The 22,470-nt window shown below is 48.1% G+C and carries 22 protein-coding genes and 1 pseudogene; 10 read left to right on the forward strand and 13 right to left on the reverse strand.

Annotated elements, in window-relative coordinates:
- The first annotated feature begins 201 nt into the window (after positions 1-201).
- Positions 202-1,035, forward strand: a complete 834-nt coding sequence (locus ACES2C_RS02105) for a neutral zinc metallopeptidase (RefSeq protein WP_374165372.1) — start codon at positions 202-204, stop codon at positions 1,033-1,035.
- Here ACES2C_RS02105 and ACES2C_RS02110 read toward each other — a convergent pair.
- Positions 1,032-1,157 (reverse strand): hypothetical protein, encoded by a 126-nt coding sequence (locus ACES2C_RS02110; RefSeq protein WP_374165373.1) that lies wholly within the window; start codon positions 1,155-1,157, stop codon positions 1,032-1,034. The genes ACES2C_RS02105 and ACES2C_RS02110 overlap by 4 nt on opposite strands.
- A gap of 30 nt (positions 1,158-1,187) precedes the next feature.
- Positions 1,188-1,337: a hypothetical protein gene (locus ACES2C_RS02115; protein ID WP_374165374.1), complete on the reverse strand. Its 150-nt coding sequence runs from the start codon at positions 1,335-1,337 to the stop codon at positions 1,188-1,190.
- 244 nt (positions 1,338-1,581) lie between these two features.
- Between ACES2C_RS02115 and ACES2C_RS02120 the strand changes: the two genes are divergently transcribed.
- Positions 1,582-1,866, forward strand: a complete 285-nt coding sequence (locus tag ACES2C_RS02120) for a hypothetical protein (RefSeq protein ID WP_374165375.1) — start codon at positions 1,582-1,584, stop codon at positions 1,864-1,866.
- Between the two features lie 94 nt (positions 1,867-1,960).
- A complete protein-coding gene (locus tag ACES2C_RS02125; RefSeq protein ID WP_374165376.1) occupies positions 1,961-2,461 on the forward strand; it encodes a DinB family protein in 501 nt (166 codons plus the stop codon).
- 508 nt (positions 2,462-2,969) lie between these two features.
- Here the strand turns inward: ACES2C_RS02125 and ACES2C_RS02130 are convergent.
- Positions 2,970-4,193 carry a dicarboxylate/amino acid:cation symporter gene (locus tag ACES2C_RS02130; protein ID WP_374165377.1) on the reverse strand — a complete coding sequence of 408 codons (1,224 nt, stop codon included), beginning with the start codon at positions 4,191-4,193 and terminating at the stop codon, positions 2,970-2,972.
- Positions 4,194-4,302: 109 nt separating this feature from the next.
- On the opposite strand from ACES2C_RS02130, the gene ACES2C_RS02135 reads away from it, so the two are divergent.
- Positions 4,303-5,205, forward strand: a complete 903-nt coding sequence (locus ACES2C_RS02135; protein ID WP_374165378.1) for an EamA family transporter — start codon at positions 4,303-4,305, stop codon at positions 5,203-5,205.
- Positions 5,206-5,212: 7 nt separating this feature from the next.
- Here the strand turns inward: ACES2C_RS02135 and ACES2C_RS02140 are convergent, their stop codons facing one another.
- The 8 genes and pseudogenes from ACES2C_RS02140 to ACES2C_RS02175 form a co-directional block, all read right to left on the reverse strand.
- Entirely contained in the window at positions 5,213-6,211 is a 999-nt protein-coding gene (locus tag ACES2C_RS02140) for a glycoside hydrolase family 43 protein (protein ID WP_374165379.1), read from the reverse strand.
- A 734-nt stretch (positions 6,212-6,945) separates the two neighbouring features.
- Entirely contained in the window at positions 6,946-8,007 is a 1,062-nt protein-coding gene (locus ACES2C_RS02145) for a PmoA family protein (RefSeq protein ID WP_374165380.1), read from the reverse strand.
- 16 nt (positions 8,008-8,023) lie between these two features.
- Positions 8,024-9,415 (reverse strand): DUF1080 domain-containing protein, encoded by a 1,392-nt coding sequence (locus ACES2C_RS02150; protein WP_374165381.1) that lies wholly within the window; start codon positions 9,413-9,415, stop codon positions 8,024-8,026.
- A gap of 2 nt (positions 9,416-9,417) precedes the next feature.
- Positions 9,418-10,629: a Gfo/Idh/MocA family protein gene (locus ACES2C_RS02155; RefSeq protein WP_374165382.1), complete on the reverse strand. Its 1,212-nt coding sequence runs from the start codon at positions 10,627-10,629 to the stop codon at positions 9,418-9,420.
- Between the two features lie 8 nt (positions 10,630-10,637).
- On the reverse strand, positions 10,638-11,993 hold the full coding sequence (locus ACES2C_RS02160) for a Gfo/Idh/MocA family protein (RefSeq protein WP_374165383.1): 1,356 nt from the start codon (positions 11,991-11,993) through the stop codon (positions 10,638-10,640).
- Between the two features lie 462 nt (positions 11,994-12,455).
- Positions 12,456-14,350 (reverse strand): annotated as a pseudogene (locus ACES2C_RS02165) (LTA synthase family protein).
- 80 nt (positions 14,351-14,430) lie between these two features.
- Positions 14,431-14,985 (reverse strand): hypothetical protein, encoded by a 555-nt coding sequence (locus ACES2C_RS02170; RefSeq protein WP_374165384.1) that lies wholly within the window; start codon positions 14,983-14,985, stop codon positions 14,431-14,433.
- Positions 14,986-15,015: 30 nt separating this feature from the next.
- Positions 15,016-15,819: a metallophosphoesterase gene (locus ACES2C_RS02175; RefSeq protein ID WP_374165385.1), complete on the reverse strand. Its 804-nt coding sequence runs from the start codon at positions 15,817-15,819 to the stop codon at positions 15,016-15,018.
- Positions 15,820-15,879: 60 nt separating this feature from the next.
- Between ACES2C_RS02175 and ACES2C_RS02180 the strand changes: the two genes are divergently transcribed.
- Positions 15,880-17,379: a CHASE3 domain-containing protein gene (locus tag ACES2C_RS02180; protein WP_374165386.1), complete on the forward strand. Its 1,500-nt coding sequence runs from the start codon at positions 15,880-15,882 to the stop codon at positions 17,377-17,379.
- Here the strand turns inward: ACES2C_RS02180 and ACES2C_RS02185 are convergent.
- Positions 17,360-18,775, reverse strand: coding sequence for an ATP-dependent RecD-like DNA helicase (locus ACES2C_RS02185; protein ID WP_374165387.1), 1,416 nt, complete (start codon positions 18,773-18,775; stop codon positions 17,360-17,362). The two genes, ACES2C_RS02180 and ACES2C_RS02185, sit on opposite strands and share 20 nt — an antisense overlap.
- Positions 18,776-18,847: 72 nt before the next feature.
- On the opposite strand from ACES2C_RS02185, the gene ACES2C_RS02190 reads away from it, so the two are divergent.
- From ACES2C_RS02190 to coaD, 3 genes are read left to right on the forward strand one after another with little or no spacing between them, the layout of a single operon-like run.
- Complete coding sequence (locus tag ACES2C_RS02190; protein ID WP_374165388.1) at positions 18,848-19,684, forward strand: DUF3822 family protein; 837 nt, start codon at positions 18,848-18,850, stop codon at positions 19,682-19,684.
- Positions 19,675-20,205 carry an RsmD family RNA methyltransferase gene (locus ACES2C_RS02195; RefSeq protein WP_374165389.1) on the forward strand — a complete coding sequence of 177 codons (531 nt, stop codon included), beginning with the start codon at positions 19,675-19,677 and terminating at the stop codon, positions 20,203-20,205. Before ACES2C_RS02190 ends, ACES2C_RS02195 begins: the two co-directional genes overlap by 10 nt.
- Before the next feature lie 51 nt (positions 20,206-20,256).
- Positions 20,257-20,718: a pantetheine-phosphate adenylyltransferase gene (gene coaD, locus ACES2C_RS02200; protein ID WP_374166894.1), complete on the forward strand. Its 462-nt coding sequence runs from the start codon at positions 20,257-20,259 to the stop codon at positions 20,716-20,718.
- A 4-nt stretch (positions 20,719-20,722) separates the two neighbouring features.
- Here coaD and ACES2C_RS02205 read toward each other — a convergent pair whose 3' ends face one another.
- A complete protein-coding gene (locus ACES2C_RS02205; protein WP_374165390.1) occupies positions 20,723-21,319 on the reverse strand; it encodes an NUDIX hydrolase in 597 nt (198 codons plus the stop codon).
- Positions 21,320-21,326: 7 nt separating this feature from the next.
- On the opposite strand from ACES2C_RS02205, the gene pyrE reads away from it, so the two are divergent.
- Positions 21,327-21,983 (forward strand): orotate phosphoribosyltransferase, encoded by a 657-nt coding sequence (gene pyrE, locus ACES2C_RS02210; RefSeq protein WP_374165391.1) that lies wholly within the window; start codon positions 21,327-21,329, stop codon positions 21,981-21,983.
- An 88-nt stretch (positions 21,984-22,071) separates the two neighbouring features.
- Positions 22,072-22,470: an SRPBCC family protein gene (locus tag ACES2C_RS02215; protein ID WP_374165392.1), complete on the forward strand. Its 399-nt coding sequence runs from the start codon at positions 22,072-22,074 to the stop codon at positions 22,468-22,470.

The raw sequence follows: 22,470 nt of genomic DNA on the forward strand, positions 1-22,470 counted from the left end.
CAACTTCATCCCGGTTTGAGTATGCAGCTCATGAGTATTTTTTGTGAAAGCACCTTTCTTTAGAGTGAGAGCAAGAATGGGGGCTCCTTCCATCCTCCTGGCTCAGTTCCGCTATGCAGACCCTTTTTGCACAATTCTGCTGCCTCTTAGAAGTCCCAAACAAAGCGCCCGGAGAGGTGTTCTTTTTACCAAAACTTTAATATGCGCTGGACAGGACGAAGACAAAGCGGAAATCTGGAAGACAGAAGGGGCGGCGGCCGCTTTGCCCTTGGTGGAGGGATTGGGATTATTGTAGTAATTGTGGCCCTTTTGCTCGGTAAGAATCCTCAGGAGCTCATGAGCATTATTCCGGGTCAGGAGCAGGAGCAAACGGCCAGTGGCGGTACACCTTCCGACGAGCAGGCCAGATTTGTTGACGCCGTGCTGGTTGACACAGAAGATGTCTGGAATGAACTATTTAAGCAAATGGGGCGCCAGTACAAGGAACCGACCTTGGTGCTTTTCTCCGGGCAAACCTCCTCAGCCTGTGGTTTTGCGAGTTCGGCAACGGGACCGTTTTACTGCCCCGGCGATGAGAAAGTCTATATTGATCTTTCGTTTTATCAGGAGTTGAAAGACCGCTTCCGCGCTCCCGGAGACTTCGCTATGGCCTACGTCATCGCTCACGAAGTAGGGCACCATATTCAAAAACTGATGGGCACTACTGATCGCGTGGATCGCATGAGAGGACGAATTTCAGAGGCCGAATACAATAAATTATCAGTCAAACTAGAACTGCAGGCCGACTTCCTTGCAGGAGTATGGGCGCACCATGATCAGAGAATGAAGGACGTGCTGGAGGAAGGCGACATTGAAGAAGCCTTACAGGCCGCAAATGCCGTGGGAGATGACCGCATACAGCGGGAAAACCAGGGCACGATTGTTCCCGATGCCTTTACTCATGGCACCTCAGAACAACGAATGAGGTGGTTCAGAAAGGGATTTGAGACCGGAGACATTCAACAAGGTGACACGTTCTCGGCTAGCAGCCTCTAGTCACCCTTGTCTTTCATCCAGCCCTTCCCTTCTGTAAAACGACTCACCAGTATAGCTGCAACCGTATCGCCGCTCGCATTGAGAAGAGTGGCAATCGGGTCGACCAAAGTTCCGATGATCATAGCGGGTGGCAATGCTTCGGGAGGGAAACCCTAGGCAGAAATAAAAAGAAGCTCGCCTACATAACCGCCATTAGGGATTCCTCCCTCTACCACACTTACCAGAACGGTCATGGCAAGTGCCAAAAGAACCAAATCGATACTGTCGAAACTCTTGCCGAACAGGGCAAAGACCACTGCCATCTTGATGATGGATACTACACCGTTTCCGTGATGATGACATAGCCGGCGGTGTTGCCGATGAAGCGAAACACTTTTCGTTGCTGGTATAAGATGCAGTTACCTGCCTACCCGCCGACACCGATTTAATCTCCGCTATACTCTGAAACAGTGAGCGCTTCCACAAGGAAGTTGCCCTCTCTGAACATATACAGTTCGACTACAGACTGCGCCCGATACTATTGCTCACATTCAAATGATGATAGGAATGACCTTATACTTTCAAAGTCCTATAGTTAAAACTGCTGTCGCGGATGGGAATGAAGCAATGCTCGCTAATAACCTTTTCTTTCGCTATCTGCATATTTCACTCATGCTTATATCCATTGTAGTAATAACGATCGGCTCGGCAAAGGCAAAAAGAGCGGCGACCGATCCCGACAAATACAAAACCATGTTACGATGGTTTGCTGCGGGGCTAATCATCATTCTTTTAGCGATCCCCTGGCCCTTTTACGATTATATTTCCCGTCCGCTCATACGCAAATTCTAAACCGCAGCAGGTTGGGCAAGGCCGCTGTCTGTCAGCTCCAATCGCAAAACAAAAAACACTCCATTGCTGTTGTGCCTATTCAAACCTGTTTAACATGATACTGCAATACCTGACACAAGAATTCGAGCATGAGGTAAACAGTACACGCCGGCTGCTACAGGCGATCCCCGAAAAAGACCTCGGTTATAAACCATCAGAAACATCCTGGACAATGGGGGAGCTGGCTCAGCACATTGCAACCATTTACTACTGGTTTGTCGGCACAATCACTCAGGACGCTTATGATATAACGGGCGATCAGCTGGAGCGGGCAGATCCTAATGATATCAAAGCTACTCTGGCACTATTTGAGAGTAATGTTGAAAAAGCCAGAAATGCATTAAAGTCATTAACCGAGGAAAAACTACAACAAAATTGGACCATGAAAGCCGGCGAACAAGTAGTCCTGGGCCCTATGCCAAGGGCGATAGTGACACGGAGCTTTCTTTTCAATCACATCTACCATCATCGCGGTGAAATGATTGTTTATCTGCGCGCTACCGGGAATAAGGTTCCAGGTCTGTACGGTCCCACTTATGAAGATAGTAATAAGTAATAAGTTGTAAGTAATAGGTTGTAAGTACTAAGTGATAAGTAGTAAGTAGTGAGTAGTGAGTAGTGAGTAGTGAGTAGTGAGTAGTAAATAATAAATAGTGGGTTATAGCTAGCGGGCAGTAGAAGCAGAAGTTCTGGGCTGCGATTGGTTCCTTGCTTTCAATTTCACCATCTCTTCAAAGATCGCAGAAAGAGAGGCCCTGATCAGCGAAGCTGATCATACAGCATCACAGCGCCTTACCTCACAGGAGACTCATTAGAGACTGATCTGTATCTGATTTAAAATGCGATTTCACAGAAGCAGGCAAACAGCTACCATTCAGCTACCTTTTGCAAGGGAAGGGTGGCTGAATGGTAGCTAAAACGTGGCTGCAACGTGGCTTAATACCAAGCATGGGTTAGCTCAGATACAAGCCAGAACAGTGCCGGGTTCCTCTCCTTTACAGCTGAGAAAGCTCCGCGGGGACAAGCCGTTTTATTTCCCCGGCAATGTTCACTTGAGATTGCTTTCACTCTTCCGACCCTTTCATCCAGCCCCTCCCTTCTGTAAAACGGCTCACAAGCATAGCTGCTACCGTATCCCCCGTTGCGTTAAGGAGAGTTGCCATTGGGTCGACCAAAGTTCCGATGATCATAGCTGGAGGCAATGCTTCGGGCGGGAAGCCATATGCGGAAATAAAAAGAAGCTCACCTACATAACCACCGTTCGGGATTCCTCCCTCTACCACACTTACCAGAACGGTCATAGCAAGTGCCAAAAGGACCACATCGACACTGTCGAAGCTCTTGCCGAACAGGGCAAATACCACAGCCATTTTAATAATAGACGAGACGCTGGAGCCATCCTTATGCAGTGCCGAACCTAAAGGAATGGTGACATTGGCTATCACGTCAGGGATACCGATCTTCTTTGCTGCGTCCATGTTTGCAGGGATGGTAGCAATGCTGCTGCATGTTCCTACAGCCGTGGCCGATGGAACAATATTATTTTTCCAGTATCGGCGCAGGCCCCTCACGCCTCCCGCTATAAAGGCGTAAACACTAAAGATGATCACGAAGTTGAATACACCGAAGCCATAGTACAGACCCAGGGAACGCGCATATGCCCCAAAGAGCTGCGGACCAAATACACCGATCTGGTAAGCGAAATAAGCTCCCAGCCCCACTGGTGCCAGCTTCATAATGAGAATGAAGACGTTCTTAAACACCTCATTGCCCGCCTGCAGAAAGTCTCGAAAGACCGGATACTTGTCAGAAGCCTGATAGCTTGCAAAGCCGACGAGAATAGAAAAGATGATCATGGCAAGCATGCTGCCACGCGAAAGAAGCTGGTAAAACTCGGAAGTGGTGAACAGTCCGGCCACCTGATCGCCGAAGGGCTTCTTATCGAGCGATTCAGTGAGGCGAACCGCCTGAAGCTGCTCATGGACCGGAAAAAGCCACACGGCAACAATGGTCAGGAATGCAGAGATGAGAACGGTGGACAGAAATACGGCACCAGTGGCTCCCATAATGCGACTCAGCTTTGTAGAATTACTCAGTCCGGCTATGGAAGAAGATATTGCAAAAAAGACAAGCGGAATAACTGCGGTAAACAGCAGGTTAAGAAAGATGTCGCCTATGGGCTTCAGCACTTGCACCTTCTGTCCGAATATGATGCCAGCTGCTGTTCCGGCCAGTATTCCTCCTAATAGCCAAAGGATGCCCCTATAGTTTTTTAGCCAGGTGTTCATTGGACGAATATAGCGGTAATAAGCATTCTTTCCGCTCCTAATTGACAGGGGACCGAATCTTTACGTGTCATTGATAGAAATGGCCAAAACTGGATGATATATTTGCGCCATGAATGTTGCAAAATACTACCTGGCTGCAGTAAGTGCTTTCGTGATATGGGGTTTCTTCAGTCTGGTGCTCAGACCAATCCACAACTTCCCATCGCTTGACATTCTGTTCTACCGGGTGTTTGTATGCGGCGTTCTCATGCTGCTGATCTCGCTTATGGCAAGGAGAAAAGTGTTTACGGAGAATCTGCGGCGGTTCAGACAGCTAAGCCGAAAAGCCAGGAACAGGGTTATACTGCTCAATCTGGGGGGAGGCCTGTTCCTGACGGGAAACTGGTTCTTCTTTATCTACGTCATGAATCATGTCAGCGTAAAAGCCACTTCGCTGGCTTACCTCGTCTGCCCTATTCTCACTACTGTGCTGGCCAACTTCCTGCTGAAAGAGAAACTAAGTAAATTTCAATGGGCGTCGGTAGCTCTTAGCACGTTTGCCTGTCTGCTGCTATCGTTCAGTGCGCTTGCAGACATCTTGTACAGCATGATCATTGCCGGATCGTATGCCTTCTATCTGGTCACGCAGCGTAAAAACACCGGCTTCGACAAATTTCTGCTCCTTACCGTACAGATCCTTTTCTCGGCTATCATCCTGCTCCCCTTCTACCCGGCCTTCAGCTCGAGTGTTCCCGACAGTTCGCTCTTCTATTTCTGTATCGTACTGATTGCGGTCTTGTTCACCATTATTTCGCTATTTTTGAACCTCTACGCATTAAATGGCGTCACGTCTTCCACGGTTGGGATGCTGCTGAATATCAATCCGATCATTGCCTTTATCCTTGCGGTTACTCACTTTCATGAGAAAGTGGACAGCATTCAGGCGACGGCTTACGGACTAATCCTGCTATCGGTGATCCTGTTTAACCAGCAGTATCTTTTTTCAAGAAAAGAAAGAAGCGTGACAGGATGAGGAGGCACTAGCGCAACGGATCGGCTGCTACACCTTCAAAAGTGATCTTTACCGGCTGGATCTCACCTTTTTCATTAAAGCGCATCTCGTCAATACAGACCACGCGATGGTTTCCATTCGTCTCTCCAAGGGGACGACGGTGGTAAACGATATACCACTTTCCGCTTTTCTGGTTATGAATAACGGAATGATGTCCCGCTCCGGTTGCTACCGCTGGATCCTGCTGCAGGATTTTGCCTATCCTTTTGAAGGGGCCCATTGGAGAGTCGGAGATTGCGTAGGCAACGGAATAGTTGGGGCCGGTCCATCCACCTTCTGACCACATGAAGTAGTATTTTCCATCGCGTACAAACATGAAGGGGCCTTCTACATAACCCTGAGGGGTGATCTCTTTAAAAATGCTGCCGTCGGCATGGGGAAGGAAGCCGGTAAAGTCGTCCTTCAGTCGTGCAATGTTGCAGTGCTGCCAGCCTCCGTAGATGAGGTAGTATTTTCCGTCCTGGTCGCGAAAAGCAAACTGATCAATCGGCTGGGCGCCATTGTGGAACTTGTCGATGAGCGGCTTACCCAGATCATCTTTGAAGGGGCCTTCAGGCTTGTCTGCCACGGCTACGCCGATACCTCCGGTTTCCTGGTCGCTCTGAATATCGTTCGCTCCGAAAAAGAGATAGTACTTGCCATCCTTCGCCACGATAGAAGGAGCCCACATCGCCTTTTTCGCCCACTTGACAGAAGCCGTGTCGATTATTCGCGGATGTTTTTTCCATTTTCTAAGGTCAGATGAGGAGAATGCGTCCATAAACACCTGCTCTTCGTATTTGGCGGAGTACGTAGGGTATATCCAGTACTTGTTATTGAAAATCGTTCCTTCGGGATCGGCATACCAGCCGCTAAAGATTGGATTTCCCTGTTGTTTCGAAGTTTTGGTCTTATTCTTTTCCTGTGAAAAGGCGTAAGCAACGGTCAGACTGAGCAAAAAAGTACAGAGGGCTAGTTTGTTTCTCATGTATATGTGTTTGGAGAGGCAATTTATAAGTATTTGTGGAGAATATGAAAAGCTGATTGTAGCAATTTACCTGATGAGATGTGAGGGCATAGTAATGAGCCTCGCTTCTCCCCCTTTGACTGAGGCGGGGGGCAGTATGCGGCAATTGCCCGAAGCGCTATTCAGGAATAGATCTTTTCGCGGGGATTGTTTGCTTTATTGAGATCGCTTGGCTAAGTCTATTGAGATCGCTGCGCTAAGTTTGAATGTCAGGAAAGAATCACCAACCTACTTTCTATCCGCCGTCTTGAGCGTAGGCCATAAAGGTTGTTTCTAAAAGCTTATTTCTATTATTGAGTTTATTATTTGCTTTTTGATGGCCTCAACGATAACGCTGCCCTACGTTTGAATGACCAGCAAGAATCACAAACCTGCTATTATTCCCTTTCCTGAGGACAGCTCAGAATGATTGCCCCATTAATGAACCCGACAAACAAATAAACTTTCATTGTTTTTTTTAACCCTCAAGGAGATTGCTTCGCTAAGTTTGAATAACCTGGAAGAACCCTTAATCTGCTATTCCCCCCGCTCCAGAGCGCAGCTCATGAACGTTTTTCGTATTTGTCGCACTGACGCGGCAGAACGCTGAATCTGAAAGCAGTCAGGAACGAGACGCCGTATAACTGCTCCCGCTTTAATATTCTACCTGCTCTTGCCTAAGCCTTACCGGCCAGTCACTCGTCCCGCCACCGGGATCAGCGTGACGAAAACTCCTGTGCAAGCGTCCCTGCTTCTGCTGCGCTCAGGTTTTTCTTTCCGGAAAAAACAACAAGCCGGTACCTGAAGGTGACCGATTTGCCGGGGGCGAGACTGAAGTTAAGCGTTTCCTTTCCATTGCTGAAGGCCGCTTGTCCCAGTGGATTGGCGGCAAAGAGCCCGTATCCCCGTGCATGCCAGTAGGATGGTGATCCGGGATTGGCAGGATGATCAAGGATAAGCACTGACACAGAATCGGCTCCTATCTTGCCGTTGAGCAAAACCCACTTCGCACGTGTACCCCATACGGCATCGCCCTCTTTACCCTCGCTGCTGATGTAATGTCCGGTCACTCCTTCATTGTTCAGAACGGGAACGTCTGTCACGTTGCCCTGTGCATCGGTAAACTTTTCGGGCTTATCGGCCGGATGCTCAAGCTCCCGGGCAAGCCGGATAGCAAACAAGCCTTCTTTGTTATCCTTGAATAGTACAGCCTCTTTTTGTGCTGTGAGCGTGGTGATCCTGTCGATCACCCGGGTGTGCGCCGTACCGCTAAAGATCATACGTGTGTCTTCCCTGAGGACCACCGAACTATCGTCTTTCAGCCAGTCCATGCTCACCTGCAGCTCTCCCCGGTCTTTTCCGCTGATGATCTTATTAACCCGACTGTGCCTTATTGTACCAAAAGGGCCTTTATGATTTTTGGCGGCCTCGTTAGAATTATTCCAGAAATCGTAGCCATTCACGTCGCCGTAATTAAACCAGATGCCCACATGGTGGGGATGATCCACGCGCTCGCCTGGTCGGGGGTTCAGCGGCCATCCTCTGGTTATAGCCTGCCCGGAAGCACTAAGCACCGGGTACAATACGGGCTTCTTGATATCCTGCGGCCATATGTACGACGTAAAAGGCCGTCCCCCGATCAGCACATCTATACGCTTTTCTTTCTCATGGGAAACGATACGCACAGGAAGCTGCTTGCTGCCTGAGTCCTGCGCTTGGAGCTTCAAAACCAAAGGAGTAATGACCAGGAACGTGCAGATAAAGCGGAGTCGTGTCATAGGGCGAAGTATCTGGTTAAAGGGTTTTGATCTTAATGCTTCTGAAGCTCACCTCATTGCCATGATCCTGCAGGAGGAGATGACCTTTGGGAGCTTCACCAAATTTAGTCCAGTTCTTGTACTTGCTGATGGCAACCAGCTTCCTGAATTCTTCGGAGCCTCTCACGTATTCGATCACTTTCACACCGTTCAGGTAATGCTCCACGCGGTTGTCGGGATAAACCACGATCCTTCCGCGGTTCCACTGACCTATTGGCCTTGTAAAACGGGACTGCTTATCGGCCTTTATCAGGTCGTACAGTGAAGCAAGCGTGCGGTTGCCGTCCCTGCCCAGCTTCGCATCAGGATGGAGCTGATCGTCCAGGATCTGGTATTCCAGCCCGATAGCAGATCCGGTGTTCTTTTCTGCAAGTGTCACGAAATATTTCACGCCGCTATTTGCACCGGGCGTGAGCTTAAACTCAAAAGAAAGATCAAAAGCACTAAACTGCTCTTTGGTTACAATATCGCCCCCATTTGCCGACTCCTTACCCTCGGAAGATAGAACAGTCAAAATGCCGTCCGACACTTTCCAGCCCTTTGCCGGGAAACTATCCTTATAAGCTCCCACCCAGCCCTTCGTTGTTTTTCCATCAAAAAGGAGGTTCCAGCCATTCTTCTTCTCGTAGGGGCTCAGAAAATTGGGGACTGTATTCACTACATAAATGCCGGCAGGAAAGGATTTGGAAGTCAAACCCGTAGTCTTAATCCGGATGTTCTTAAAGTAGACATTCTTTCCGGCCTGCTCTTCACGGTTAATGCCATGAACCTGCAGTCCGATGAAGCCCTGCTGATCGACCGTGTCGACCACATAGGCGCATGGCACATTATTGATCCAGGTCCGCATTTCATTTCCAATACATTCCACCCTGATGTGATTGAATTCGCCGGTCTTGAAAGCCCCTTTTGCCTTCGGGTTCAGCGAGAGCGGGTACAGCCAGTCCCGGCGGCCCTCGTCGTATATTCCGCCGCTCCAGGCACGCTCAGAAGGGTCGAACTCCATCTGCCGGCCATATACTTTCCCTTTTCCGTTATTAGCTCCGGCATCGAAATGGCTGCGCGTCTGCACACCCGAGTTGCTAAGCTCGCTTTCCACTTTGGCATCCAGCTCAAGGATAAAGTCGCCATATTCTTTCTCCGTCACCAGGAAGGTATTGCCCGAATTCATAACGGTAGTGCCCACTATAGCGCCGTCTTCTACCTTGTATTGTGCTTCTCCGGCAAGTTTCTTCCATCCATTCAGCGTTTTACCGTCGAAGAGGTTCACCCAGCCCTTTTCAGCGTTTTGGGCTGTGGCGTAAACCGAGCAGCCGCATAAAATCAAAGCAGTAAGGAAGGTCTTTTGAAGTTGTCTCTTTTCAATTTTCATTTTTAAGAAAGATTATAGGATGGTTTCCATGTCTGAATAGAATTCTGGTACATAGCCTGGTTGGCCATATCGACGCAGATCGCGGTTTTTGCTCCGGTAAACACATTGGAAGCTGGGAGTCCGCCCTCCCTGATGCTTTTGTAGAAGTCGTTCAGGGCGTACCAGGTACCGTCTTTAAGGGGCTCCTTAAGCAGAGGGATCCCTCCGTCTTTGCTCATTTGTATTTTCGTGGCTCCCGTCACTCCGTCAACCAGGTCAAGTTCCTTTCGGGTTTCCTTCTCCGGATAGTAGAACCCCTCATTCATCAGAAGAGAGATCATCCCCTTGCTCCCTTTCAGGCGGAACATATAGCCATCGTGGGCATTGGCACAGGTTGCGCCGAAGTTCCCGATCATGCCCTCTCTGGAGTAGCGAAGAACCGCCTGAACGTTATCGAAGACCTCGCGGCCATCTTTATAGAAGTCTACCCCTCCGGCTCCCAGTACTTCATCTGGCTGGGTATTGAATGCCCAGTTGATAAAATCGATCTGGTGCGAGAGCAGCTCGGCAGGCAGGCCGCCTGAGTACTCCTTGTACATCCTCCAGTTCACCTTTCTTTCAAGAGAGGGATCGGGCACGGCTCTCTTCCAGTTCCAGTTGCGGTCCCAGCGGCAGTCGATCTGGGTCACCTTCCCCAGGTAGCCGTCGTCGATGATCTGCTTTACTCTAAAATAGAGGGGTGTATAGCGGTATTGATGCCCCACCTGGAGGGTCAGTTTCGGATACTTCTTTGAAACTGCCACCAGCTCAATGGCCTGGGCAGTATTGTACGTCATGGTCTTTTCGAGGTAAACATGCTTGCCGGCCCTGAGGGCGTCGGCTGCTATCTGATAATGTAAATTGAGCGGCACTGCAATGACAACAGCAGAAACAGACTTATCGTCAAGCACTTTCCGGTAGTCCTTATAGGCAGCAGGTTTGAAAGGAGCAGCTTCCGCTTCGGCCTCTTTTAACCTGAAATCGAGCGGGTCGCAAATGGCCGTTACTCTGAACTTGCCATCCAGTTCCTTCAGTGTGTGCATGATCCCTTTTCCTCTGTCGCCGCAGCCTATCACGCCTACGTTAAACACAGAGTCAGAAGGAGCAATCTCTGTGAAAGCAGCCAGCATCTGGCTTTGCAGCAGGAGGCCACCTGTTAAGGCACCCGCCTGCCTGATGAAATCTCGTCTGATCATCGTCTTCGTCAATACTTAAACACTTTGCCGCCGACTAATACTTCCTGTTTAGATTGGTCGAATACGGCCTTACCTCCTGTCCTTACGGCAGCATTGGTCATGATGGTTGCGATTGAATGGTTATATCCTGCATCCACCGGTGCATTTGGCTCCTTGCGGCTCCTTACACACTCCATCCAGTTCCTCATGTGGGCAGAAGTGAGCGTATCGGCCCCTGTATTTGCAGAGGTAGATACCTGCTGAGCGCTGGCCGAGAGATCTATTTCGGGTAACAAGTTCGGCTTCATCTTCATGGCCGCCGCCTCCCTTTCCTTTAGTCCCCCTTTGGGAGAGATCTTATTGGTGATGAGGTTCAGCTCTCCCCCATTTGAGTAATAAACTTCGCCCACTCCTCCGCTTTCATTTTGCATGCGGGAGGTGAAAACGACCTGAAAACCTGTAGATGCATCGGCGGCAGGACCATAGTCGAACACAGCAGTAGTGGTATCCCAATTCTTTCTGCCATCTTTCCAGGTGTAAATGCCTCCGTTGGCCACTACGCTTCTCGGATGAGGAAGTCCGCTGAACCAGTGGACGGTATCAATCTGGTGCGACATCCATTGCCCGGGCATACCCGAAGAATAGGGCCAAAAAAGCCGATACTCGAGATACTTCCGGGGATCCCAGGCCTCAAAAGGACGATTTAGCAGGAATCGCTTCCAGTCGGTATCCTTCTCCTGGCATTGCGCCACCAGGTCGGGCCGCCGCCAGCGTCCCGGCTGATTAACATTCCACACCAGATCCACTGCCGTGATGGGACCGAACTTGCCGCTCTGAATAAAATCATGTGCTGCGTGGTAATTAGGGCCGCTACGCCTTTGAGATCCGATCTGCACAATCTTTCCGGACGCCTTTACTGCCTTTCGCGCAGCTCTGTTGTCTTCCATGGTTTCGGCAAAAGGCTTTTCCACGTAGGCGTCGCAACCCGCCTTTACTGCTTCTATGGTGTGTAAGGCATGCTGAAAATCGGCAGTACTGATTATAACGGCATCTATATCCTTTAATCCATAAAGCTCCTCATTGTTTCTGCATGCTTTCAGGTCATGTCCCAGCTTCTCCGTCAGATAGGCTACTCCTTTCTCCCGTCTCAAAGACCAAAGGTCAGACAAGGCGGCCATATCGAAGTTCAACTCCTTATGATGATTTAGAAAACATGGCAGTAAAGTATCCTTGAAGCGGTCGGAAAAGCCGATCACTCCAACCCTGACCCGGTCGTTTGCACCCAGGATGCGGGCGTAGCTTTTTGCACTCATCCCCATTGTGCCCAGATAAGTCCCGGCAACAGCAATGGCCGACTTTCTAATAAATTCTCTGCGTGATTCCATTTGACAACAGTTTATAATTAGCGTAGATTTCATCCAGACAGACGCAAACGCCTGTCCGTCAAACGTATTAATTGGTTACAGCGGTCAAGTTGAGAAAAAAAGAAAGTGGTCAATAATCCAGGGGAGATTATTTACGAAAACGATTTCGACAAGCCGGACAGCAGTTTGAGAAGAGCAGAGTTCAGATGAGAAAGTCTATGTTCAACCGAGTGTTCATGGCAGGATTTCACATAAGCCTGGCAGGGAGCCTTTGGATGTCTGCAGCTAACTGACACATCTCATAGTCAGCTAGCTATTCGTAACCAGCTCCTCTGCCCGGGCACAATGGTCGACAGTTCCCACGAAATACACCACGAAGTACATTTGGAACGAACTATCTGCCGCGCGAAGGTCAACGGTTCGCACGAAATACCCGCCAGCAGTGCACCTCTCCTAAGCGGGCAGCGACAGGCGCAGCCGCCTCTAGTAATCAACATACTGCTGATAAACCTCCTGCATGCTTGCCTTGGCCTGGCGCAGTAACGCTTCGTCTAGCGGTTGCTGATTCTGTTCTTTCCGGTAAATAATCTGGTTCCCCATTGTGTCAAAGGAGATGATCTGACGGTCGGTTGCCAGCCCGAAGCCATGCTCCCAGTTAAAGAAGCCGAATCCGGGAACAGCCGGATTAAGCAGATCCTTGCTCCAGGGATATTCTGAAGATGGAAGCTGCAGCTGATTCAGCAAAATGGCAGCAATGTCGTTCTGACTGCCGGTCTTCGCGATTTTAACACCTCTGAACTCAGGCCGGATCACCTCGCCGAAGAACAGGAGCGGAATCCGGTAGCGCTGAGGATCGTGGATCTCGAGGTCTTTGCGGGGCAGAAAGTGCCCATGGTCGGCTACCATGATGAACAGGGTATTTTTGAACCAGCTTTGCGTTCGCGCTTTCGCTATAAAAGCACCGAGACAAGAGTCGGCATAGTATGCGGTACTTCTAAACTTGTTCTCCGTCTCTTCACCCGCAAAATGAGGTTTTACAGGAAGCTCAAAGGGCTCATGATTGGTAAGCGTAAGCATGGTGGCGAAAAAGGGCTGCTTGTACCGGCCGAGGCTTTCAGCCATTTTCATATAGACCGGACCGTCATATGCGCCCCATTTAGAACTCATCTCGTTGGGATCAAAATTACTCTTGTCTGTTATCGACTGATAGTTATGACTCAGGAGGTAAGATCTCATGTTGAAGAAGCGGCTCTCCCCGCCGTAAAAAAAGAGGTACCATAGCCTGCGCGGCTCAAGGTTTGCGACAGGGCAGGAATCCGGACCTGCTTGCTGTTCTCCTTCATGATGCTGCGGGTGGCCTGTGCAGGGAAAGCGCTTAACACAGCTACCACCCCTTTGTCGGTCCGCCCTCCGGAAGCAAAAATGTTATTGAAGAACACGCCCTGCGAAATCAGTTTCTCCATTTCGGGATCTATGCCTTTCTCTCCGCCAAGGCTTTCAATGACATTACCAGTAAAACTTTCCATGATGATGAGCACCACGTTGGGCTTTGTTGTACTGAGGATCTTCGTCCCCGGCGCCCGGCTAAAGGAGTACATCTGCCTGACGATCTTCTTTGCTTCAGAAGGCTTGTAAAAATGAAAAGGGTTGTTATTGTTATACTTATTATTGAGAACGTCGTGCACCAGACTCCACTCCGTGTTCACAGCTGCGTAGTTGAAGACTGGTTTGAGTGAGAAATACGCCATACTTTCGTTCATTGGCGACAGTTGCCAGCCTCCTCTTATGGCAAGAAAATTAAAGCCGAGAAGCAGCAATGCGATGGGGGCCTTGACATACCATCTCCCTTCAGTATTGATCTTATAGACAACGATATATCTTGATAAGACAAGCCCGGCAGCGATAAGCAAGAAAAGGACAAATAAAGACAGCGCTACCGGAGACGACTTACTGCTTGCAAAAGCCTCAGACGGAGAACCAAAAGCGAATTCCAATGCGCGGTAATTGATCTTGGTGCCCCACTCGCGATAGATATTGAAGTTAACTACCGTGATAAAAGAGAACACGACAACTAAAAGACCTGTATACACCTTCAGCGGGAGCGAGCCCAGCTTCAGGGGCGGAATCAGCCATGCAACAGCAAAAACCAGGAGCGGGATTGCACAAACATAGCCTGCCATGGAGGCATCCATCCACAGGCCATAAAAAAAGGTCTTTGCTACCTCGGCCAAGCCGCTGCTCTTCAAACTTCCCCAATTGTAGCACACAAATACCAGCCGCTCCAGGAAAAAGAACAATAGCCAGAAACAGAAATAGCGTAAAAGAACAATCAGATTCTTAAGCATGGCATTTATTATTTGAAGTGCGTGCAAAGTCATTGAGACACTTTACAGCGACTTCGGAATTCAATTGCCAAATATACTACAATATAGAGCCTTCAGCGCGGCCATCGGCTCCATTAAAACTTCAAGCGTACACCCAGTCCGATCTTGATAATGTCGGTCAGCGCTAGATCGCCGGGATTCTGATAAAAGCTCACCAGATACAATTCGTTCGTATTAAACTCCGAGTAAATGGTCATCGCCTTAACTCTCAGGCTTCTCAGCAGTTTTTGCCCGGTCAGCTTTACTTCGTTACTCACAGAAAGGTGAGGGCGAATAGCAGAAGACCACCAGTAATAGCCATCTTCATACTGGCTCTTGTCCCAGTAGAAGTCAAATGCTTTGCCAAAGTGATAGGAAACAAACGCTCCCGGGTTGAAAGGATAAACAGAAACATGTTCGTTCACCTTCACCTCGAAGGGCCGGTAAGCAAACTTGGCGCTCAGGATATGCAGCGATCCTCCTTTCCCTTCGGGCACATGGCCGTAATGAAAGTCGAGCGTCCCTCTCTTGTTCTTGAACAGTTCATACCCCGCTCCTACACTGAAATATCCGATGCTCCCTGCATGCTGCACCACAATGTCTGAAGGAATCAATACCTGCGAAATCTGGCCGGCAACTTTCCCTGTCAAAAAGAGCAGCAGGGTAAAAAAAGAACGGGCTTAAAAAGAAATAGTCTGCCTGCTAAGTTTTCCATCTACGATTTCAATTAGTTCAAACTGGCGATGTTCTATCGCGTTGGTCACGATGTAAGGCACCCTATCCTGTCGCGGATAAAAGACGTTCGTGGTGTGAATGTGCGCGAACAAAGCGGCAAGAGTTTTGGAAGATCCGTTGATCACATTCACATAGGGCTCATAAAGGCGCTCATCAAAGTCGCTGTTTCCCGGAGGAACATGAGCTACCGTAATGATTCCTTTAACCCCGGGCGAGTCCTCAAACTGCGTATGTAACCATTCTACATCGGGCACTTTTCCATTAAAATACGCCTCCCGGCTGTTGGAATCATGACAGATAAATTTGATGCCCTGATAAGTAAAAGTAAAGTTGAGCTCCCCAAACATTCGTCTGTACACCTTTTCCCCGTTAGCCACCAGATCGTGATTTCCTATAACCCCGATGTAGGGCATAGTCAATTTCGAAAAGATGGAGGTGATCCACTCCATCTCCTGCAGCAAGCCAAAGTCAGAAATATCTCCTGCCAGAAGAACAAAGTCGACACCCGGAATCCTGTTAATTGTGGCAACCAGGTCCTTCGAGTAAGAATATTCACGCTGACTGTCTCCCGTGAGAACAAACCTCACCGTATCGTCTCCGGGACTGCTCAACAAGCGCTCTATGTTCTTCCGGTTCAAATCTCTAGGACTGTTATTATCAAAGACCTGATTAGGACTGTACTCCAAGCCGTTGCAGCTATAAAACAGGCATAAAAGAGCTAAAATGATCAATAAAAGCGGCTTCTCCACATACAAATATTTACTTTTAATTTGACTTCCGAGGTCAATAAGTCAAAAACCGACAGTAATATGACTGAAGTTCCTACTGCTTTTCTTCCCCCTCTTGTTATTGTTTACATTATCAGTATATTAGGTAAGTTTTCTACACACGCTCTTATTAACCAAGGCACGGCCTATACTTCTTATATGAGGAATCATAAGTACATCTACTATTTAATCGGCGCTACTATTGTCCTGGTTATTATTAGTACCATTTTCTATCTCATACAGTCTTTTCAATATGAAAAGAATTATGACAAGACGTTTCAAACCATCAGGATCACGGAAACGGCAGACCAGCTTCTGCTCGCACTGAAAGATGCAGAAACGGGCCAGCGCGGATATCTGTTGACCGGCAATCGCAATTATTTAAGTCCTTACCTGCGGGCGCAAAGTACCATCGACAAGAAACACGCTTATTTTTTAAGCCTTCTGAGTAAAAAAAGAGGAGTCGGCCCGGCACTAAATGAACTAAGCCAATGGATCGAGATAAAGAGAAATGAGCTTAACTTAACGATCAGGCTCTACGACCGGGGCGAGCGTGAAAAAGCGCTTACAACCGTCAACTCAGGCAGAGGTAAACATGCCATGGAACAGATTGAGCGACTGATCACGCGTATAACGGCAGAGGAAAAAAGCCAGCTTTTCAAGTATAACGAATCCTCATCGCAATTAAACGACCGGATACAGGTGTTCACTATAGCGGGCAGCTACATGCTGCTTGTAATTATCATCGCTTCGCTTGTAACAATCATTCAGAATCGTGAGCAGATTAACAAGCTTTTCAAACAGTTGGACGACAAGAACAAACAGCTGGAAGCCCGAAAGGACGAGCTACAAAACATTAGCCATGAACTGATCAAGCAAAACGGAGAGCTGGAACGCTTTGCTTATATTGCTTCTCACGACCTTCGTTCTCCTGGTATCAATCTGAAGTCATTGCTCGAGCTCTATGAGCGGTCCGATAATCAAGTTGAAAGAGCTGAATTGTTCGATGCGATGAAAGAAGTATCGGCCATCCTGCTCAACAAGCTCGATGACCTCATTAAGTTACTCAGAAGTAACAAAGGGCCGGCAATTGTAAAAGAGGACCTTGTTTTTGAAGAAGTATATACCAAACTATTAAAAGGCCTTTCTATTGATATCAAAAACACACAGGCCCGCCTGGATCACGACTTCTCAAGGGCGCCAGGTATACGTTATCCCAAATCGTACCTGGAGAGTATTATGCAAAACCTTTTGTCTAATGCTATTAAATACCGGCACCCTGACCGTCCCCCGCACATTCGGATCACCACTTACCGGCAGAACAAGAGCATTTATTTGAAGGTGGAAGACAATGGCCTGGGTATAGACCTCAAACAATACGGACAAAGGATGTTCGGCCTGCATCAGACTTTTCATGACAACAAAGACAGCAGAGGAATCGGACTTTACATTACCCGTGCACAGGTCCTGGCCATGGGGGGAAGCATTAAGGTGGAAAGCGAACCAGGTAATGGTACCACCTTCACTGTTTGTCTTGGCTGAAAAAGTGCTGACTGAAGTTAACGAGAAAAAGCTGTTTAACTGAACGTGTGACGGCTGTATAAAGCCACCTCAGAAAGTCGGTATTCACCATCTCTTCCGTGAGATAGCCCTGATCCACGAAGACTGCGTCCCATTGTCCGCCCTGCGCCTTGTGACAGGTTACGGCATAGGCAAATTTTACATGCAGGGCATTATAATACGGGTTTTCTTTCAGGGCCTCCATACGCTTTTTTCTGGGCAGCTCCTGGTAATCTTCCATCACCTTCTCGAAAAAGCGTCTGTGCTCTTCAGATGCAAGACCCGGCCCGTCTGAATAAAGCGTGTCGAGCAGCACCTTGCAGCTTAATGGCTCATCGTCGGGATAGTCAAGAAACTCGAGCACAACATCCGCAAACCGGAAACCGTAGATCTCCTGTATATTGCGCATCTTCCTTATTTTGGCGATATCCCCGTTTGCGATGAACGCATTATTCGCCTCATCACTTTTCAGCCAGTAATAATTGTTTCGCACCACCATTAAATAATCGCCCCCGGTAAGCTCATCTTCACGATACAGGATCCGGTTCCTGATCTGCTGATTATAGTTATTTGCGTTTTTATTCGACCGGCATATCACCAAAGTATTCTCAATACCAAACTTGTCGTAAGCGTAATGCAGGCCCTCCGTCAGCTTTTCTCCCGTCATTCTGAAAATATCAGGAAAGCCCTGCACCTTCAATAAAGGGAATCCAGGCTCTTCATTTCTTATTAATTCACGGAGATCGGTGGCATTCCTCAAAATGCCCGACTGCTTCTCCTGTCTCACCACGTCGGTAAGCTCATAATTAAACACCGTCAGCCCATAGTTCTCCGCAAGGAAACTGACATCCAGCGCCGGACTAAAGTCGGACCCCACAGGAGGAAGCTGTGCAGTATCCCCAACGAGGATCAGCTTACAGTTCTTTCCGTTGTAGACATAGCTAAGCAGGTCCTCAAGCAGGCTCTTCCGGCTGAAATCAGCCGCCTGATCCGACACCATCGACGCCTCATCTACAATAAAAAGAGTATTTTCGGAAAGGTTCTCAGCGAGCGAGAAATCGAAGTCAAGGCTCAGTGCCTGCTTCTTTCTGTAGATCCGCTTGTGAATGGTAAACGCTTTCTTTCCTGAATAGTGACTTACAACTTTTGCGGCTCTTCCGGTAGGAGCCAGAAGCACCGACTTTAAACCAATGCGCGGAAGAACTTTAACGAGGGCTCCGATGATGGTGGTCTTTCCTGTACCCGCATATCCCTTCAGCACAAAACATTCGTCGCCTTCAGAGCTTGCAATAAATTCCTCCAATTCCTCGAATACCTCTCTTTGCTGAGAAGTTGGAGAAACCTGAAAACTGCGCAGCAAAAGTTCCTTTACTTTCATCAGGGGTAAAAATGCAAAATCATAAAGGAAAGGAGCGTCCTCAATAAAAGAATTTTCTCTAGTTTTGCCAGGATGAATTATACCGGCACACTCCATCTCAAAGTCGAAGGGTTTAACCAAACAGCCGCGGAAGAGTGCGAGCTGCTTCTCAGGGTCAGCAGTGGCAGACTCAGCTATGCAGTGATTCATCCGGAGACAAAGTCGCTCAAGGTGTTGTTCGATGCGGTGCTCCTTCATTCTTTGCCGGTATCGGTATCTGAACTAATAAAACAAAATGAGTACCTCTCTTACCCTTTTAAAAAAGTAAAAGTATCTGCAGAATCGTTTCACTTTACTTTTATCCCCTCAGAACTCTATTCGAGGGAGGGCCTGCCGGCGTACAAGAATTTCCTTAGCTCTTCAAAACCTTCTTTTTTTGTAGTCAATCAGCTAAAGCAGACAGGCATGCAGGTTATTGCCGCGTTGGAAGAGCCTGTTGCAGCCCCTTTTAAAAGCGCTTTTGCCAGCCCTGCCTTTTATTCTCAGGCAGAATCACTCATCACAGGCGCGGCTCTCTATCCTGCCAGTCGGCGTACGCTGTTTCTCCATTTCAACAGTGCAACGTTCGAAACATTAGTGATCAATGGGCAGGAGGTGATATTTTACAATATTTACGCGTCTCCCACTACCGACGACTTCAACTATTTCCTTCTTTTAGTTATCCAGCAGCTGGACCTTAAGACCGGGGAAGTCGACGTCCTTCTTTCAGGTGAAATAGAAAAGTACAGTGAGCATTACAGGCGCATTTCCAAATACTTCAGCTCGGTTTCATTTGCAGACTCCACCCGGCTGTTTAATTACCAGGACTCATTCAAACTGGTACCACTGCACCAATTCTTCTCCCTGTTAAGCCTCAGTCTATGCGAATAATCAGCGGTAAACTAAGAGGGCTTCGCTTAAATCCCCCTCCTCATCTTCCCGTTCGCCCAACCAAGGACAACGCAAAAGAAGCGTTGTTTAACATACTGAACAACCAGGTCGACTTCGAACAGATCAGCGTGCTCGATCTTTTCAGTGGAACAGGCAGTATATCGGTGGAATTTGCATCAAGAGGCGTTACGGAAATCGTATCGGTAGACAAGGACGCGGGTTGCTATTATTATCTTAAAAATGTAGCGAAACAGTACGACCTGTCGGGTATTTACCCTGTAAAGGCCGACGCCATGAAGTTTTTAAAGGCGGAGACCAGTCAATACGACTTGATCTTTGCCGATCCTCCGTATGACCTGCCGCTCATTCCCGAAATTCCCAGGCTTGTTTTCGATCGAGGTTTGTTAAAAGCCGGCGGAATGCTGATCGTAGAACATCCGACCACCAAAAGGATGAACACCGACCCTAATTTTTCAGAGCAGAGAGAATATGGATATTCCTCTTTTAGTTTTTTCAGGTAGCGCGTCTGATGTATTATTTCTTTTCACCCAAATACGTACTAACTTTATATGATGAAGATCGCACTTTTCCCAGGCTCTTTTGATCCTGTAACAGTAGCACATGTTGACATTCTTCAGCGCTCCGTCTCGTTGTTCGATAAGGTGGTCATCGGCGTAGGCGCAAACAGCACTAAGCAGGCAATGTTGCCCCTCGAAACACGCGTTAAGATCCTCGAGAACGTGTTCCGCTATGATGCAAGAATTGAAGTGCAGGCCTATCACGGACTAACGGTAGATTTCTGCAAGGAGATCGGCGCCCTTTATATGATCAGGGGTATCCGTACCGTTTCTGACTTCGAGTATGAAAAAGCGATTGCCCAGATGAACCATGAACTCGACCCGGAGATCGAGAGTATTTTCATTCTGAGCAATCCCGGATATTCCTCTATCAGCTCCACGATCGTCCGCGACATTCTCCGTCATAAGGGAGACATCAGCAAATTCGTCCCCCCCGAGGCGATGAAGTTCCTTTGAGGACTTACATCTCCACGAGACTGATGATATCTTTAATAAGCGGGAAGGTGTTCTGTTTAATAAAAGCAAAGTCGCCGCCGTCAACCCATCTGGCTTCTGTGATTTCCTCTTCCAGCTGGGGCACGAGCTTCTGCTTCCGGGCTTTCATCTTGAACCAGCTGGTCTTTTTGAACACGATCTGCCCCCGGTCTTCATACACATGCCAGGTCTTGCACAGGCGGTCGCCCACTTTCAGCACCTTTATTCCGCATTCTTCTTCTACCTCCCTCTCAGCAGCGATCCGCGTTTGCTCTCCCTCATCCAGCTTTCCCTTTGGCAAATCCCACTTTCCTTTTCTGAAGATGAACAGATACTGGTTCACCTCATTTTTCACCAATCCGCCAGCAGCCTTAATCACCAGAAAAGGCTTTCTTATTTTCTTAAACATTCTCTTCGGATCATCTGTTAAGATCACGAACACAGCCTCTCCAGCCTTTTTTACATGTTTATAAAATTCCTTAAAATCAAAAGTCTGAGGGTCAATTTGTTGGTAAGCCCCAATATCGTCGGGGATAAAATCTGCTATAATAAGCGCAGTATCGTTAATATAAATTCTATACATTTGTGTCATGATCAACAAAAGTGAGATTGAGCAGAAAGTTGCCGAATTTTTGTTACAAATTAAAGCAATAAAATTACAACCGGCCAAGCCTTTTACCTGGGCTTCCGGAATAAAATCCCCTATTTATTGTGATAATCGCATAACTCTTTCTTATCCAGCGATAAGGACGTATATCAGGCAAAACCTCTCCGCACTGATCCAGGAAGAATTCGGATCAGTAGGTCTCATTGCTGGCGTTGCTACTGCAGGCATACCGCAGGGAGTACTGGTGGCGCAGGATCTTGGATTACCCTTCGCCTATGTACGTTCCAAAGCAAAAGAGCACGGCACTGGCAGCCTCATTGAAGGAGAAGTATATCAGGGACAGCGTGTAGTGGTAGTAGAAGACCTGATCTCTACCGGAAAGAGCAGCTTGCAGGCAGTGGATGCATTACGTGAAGCAGGCTGTGATGTTGCAGGACTGGTAGCTATCTTCTCATACAACCTTCAGGAAGCAACCGACAACTTTAAAGCTGCAAAATGCAGGTTTAAAACACTTTCGAACTACAATGCCCTCATTGAATACGCCTCGGAACACTCTTTCATCAGCAAAGACGATCTTGAACTTCTGCGAAAATGGAGAGATAGTCCTTCCGAGTGGGCGGGTGCCGCTGAAAAGTTCTAACGCTCGTTATTCCTGACTGGCAGAAATGTACTGCCAGAGTTTCTTCCTTAGGTTCTAATAGCAACTACAATCAAAAATACTAGCAGCAATGACTGTTTTTGAAAGCAGACAAACCATTAAGAGGCCGGTAGCAGACGTCTATTCGTTCATTTCGGATTTCAACAATCACCGGCAGCTCATGCCTGAAAACATTTCGGGCTGGTCGTCATCAAAAGACGAAGCCAGGTTTTCAATACAAAACATGGCGAATCTGGCACTGAAGATCTCCAACCGGATAGAGAATCAAACAGTTGTGATCGTACCAGGTCAGCAGGTACCGTTTCAGGTCGAAATGCGCTGGGTAGTGACTGATTTAGGTGACGGCCATACAGAGGCTATCCTGACCGTATCGGCAGAACTCAATATGATGATGAAGATGATGGCCAGCGGCCCCTTAAAGAAGCTGACCGAACATCAGACCAGCCAGCTGAAGACAATTCTGGGATAG

Origin of the sequence: Arcticibacter sp. MXS-1 (genome assembly GCF_041902385.1) — a bacterium.
Taxonomy (GTDB): domain Bacteria; phylum Bacteroidota; class Bacteroidia; order Sphingobacteriales; family Sphingobacteriaceae; genus Arcticibacter.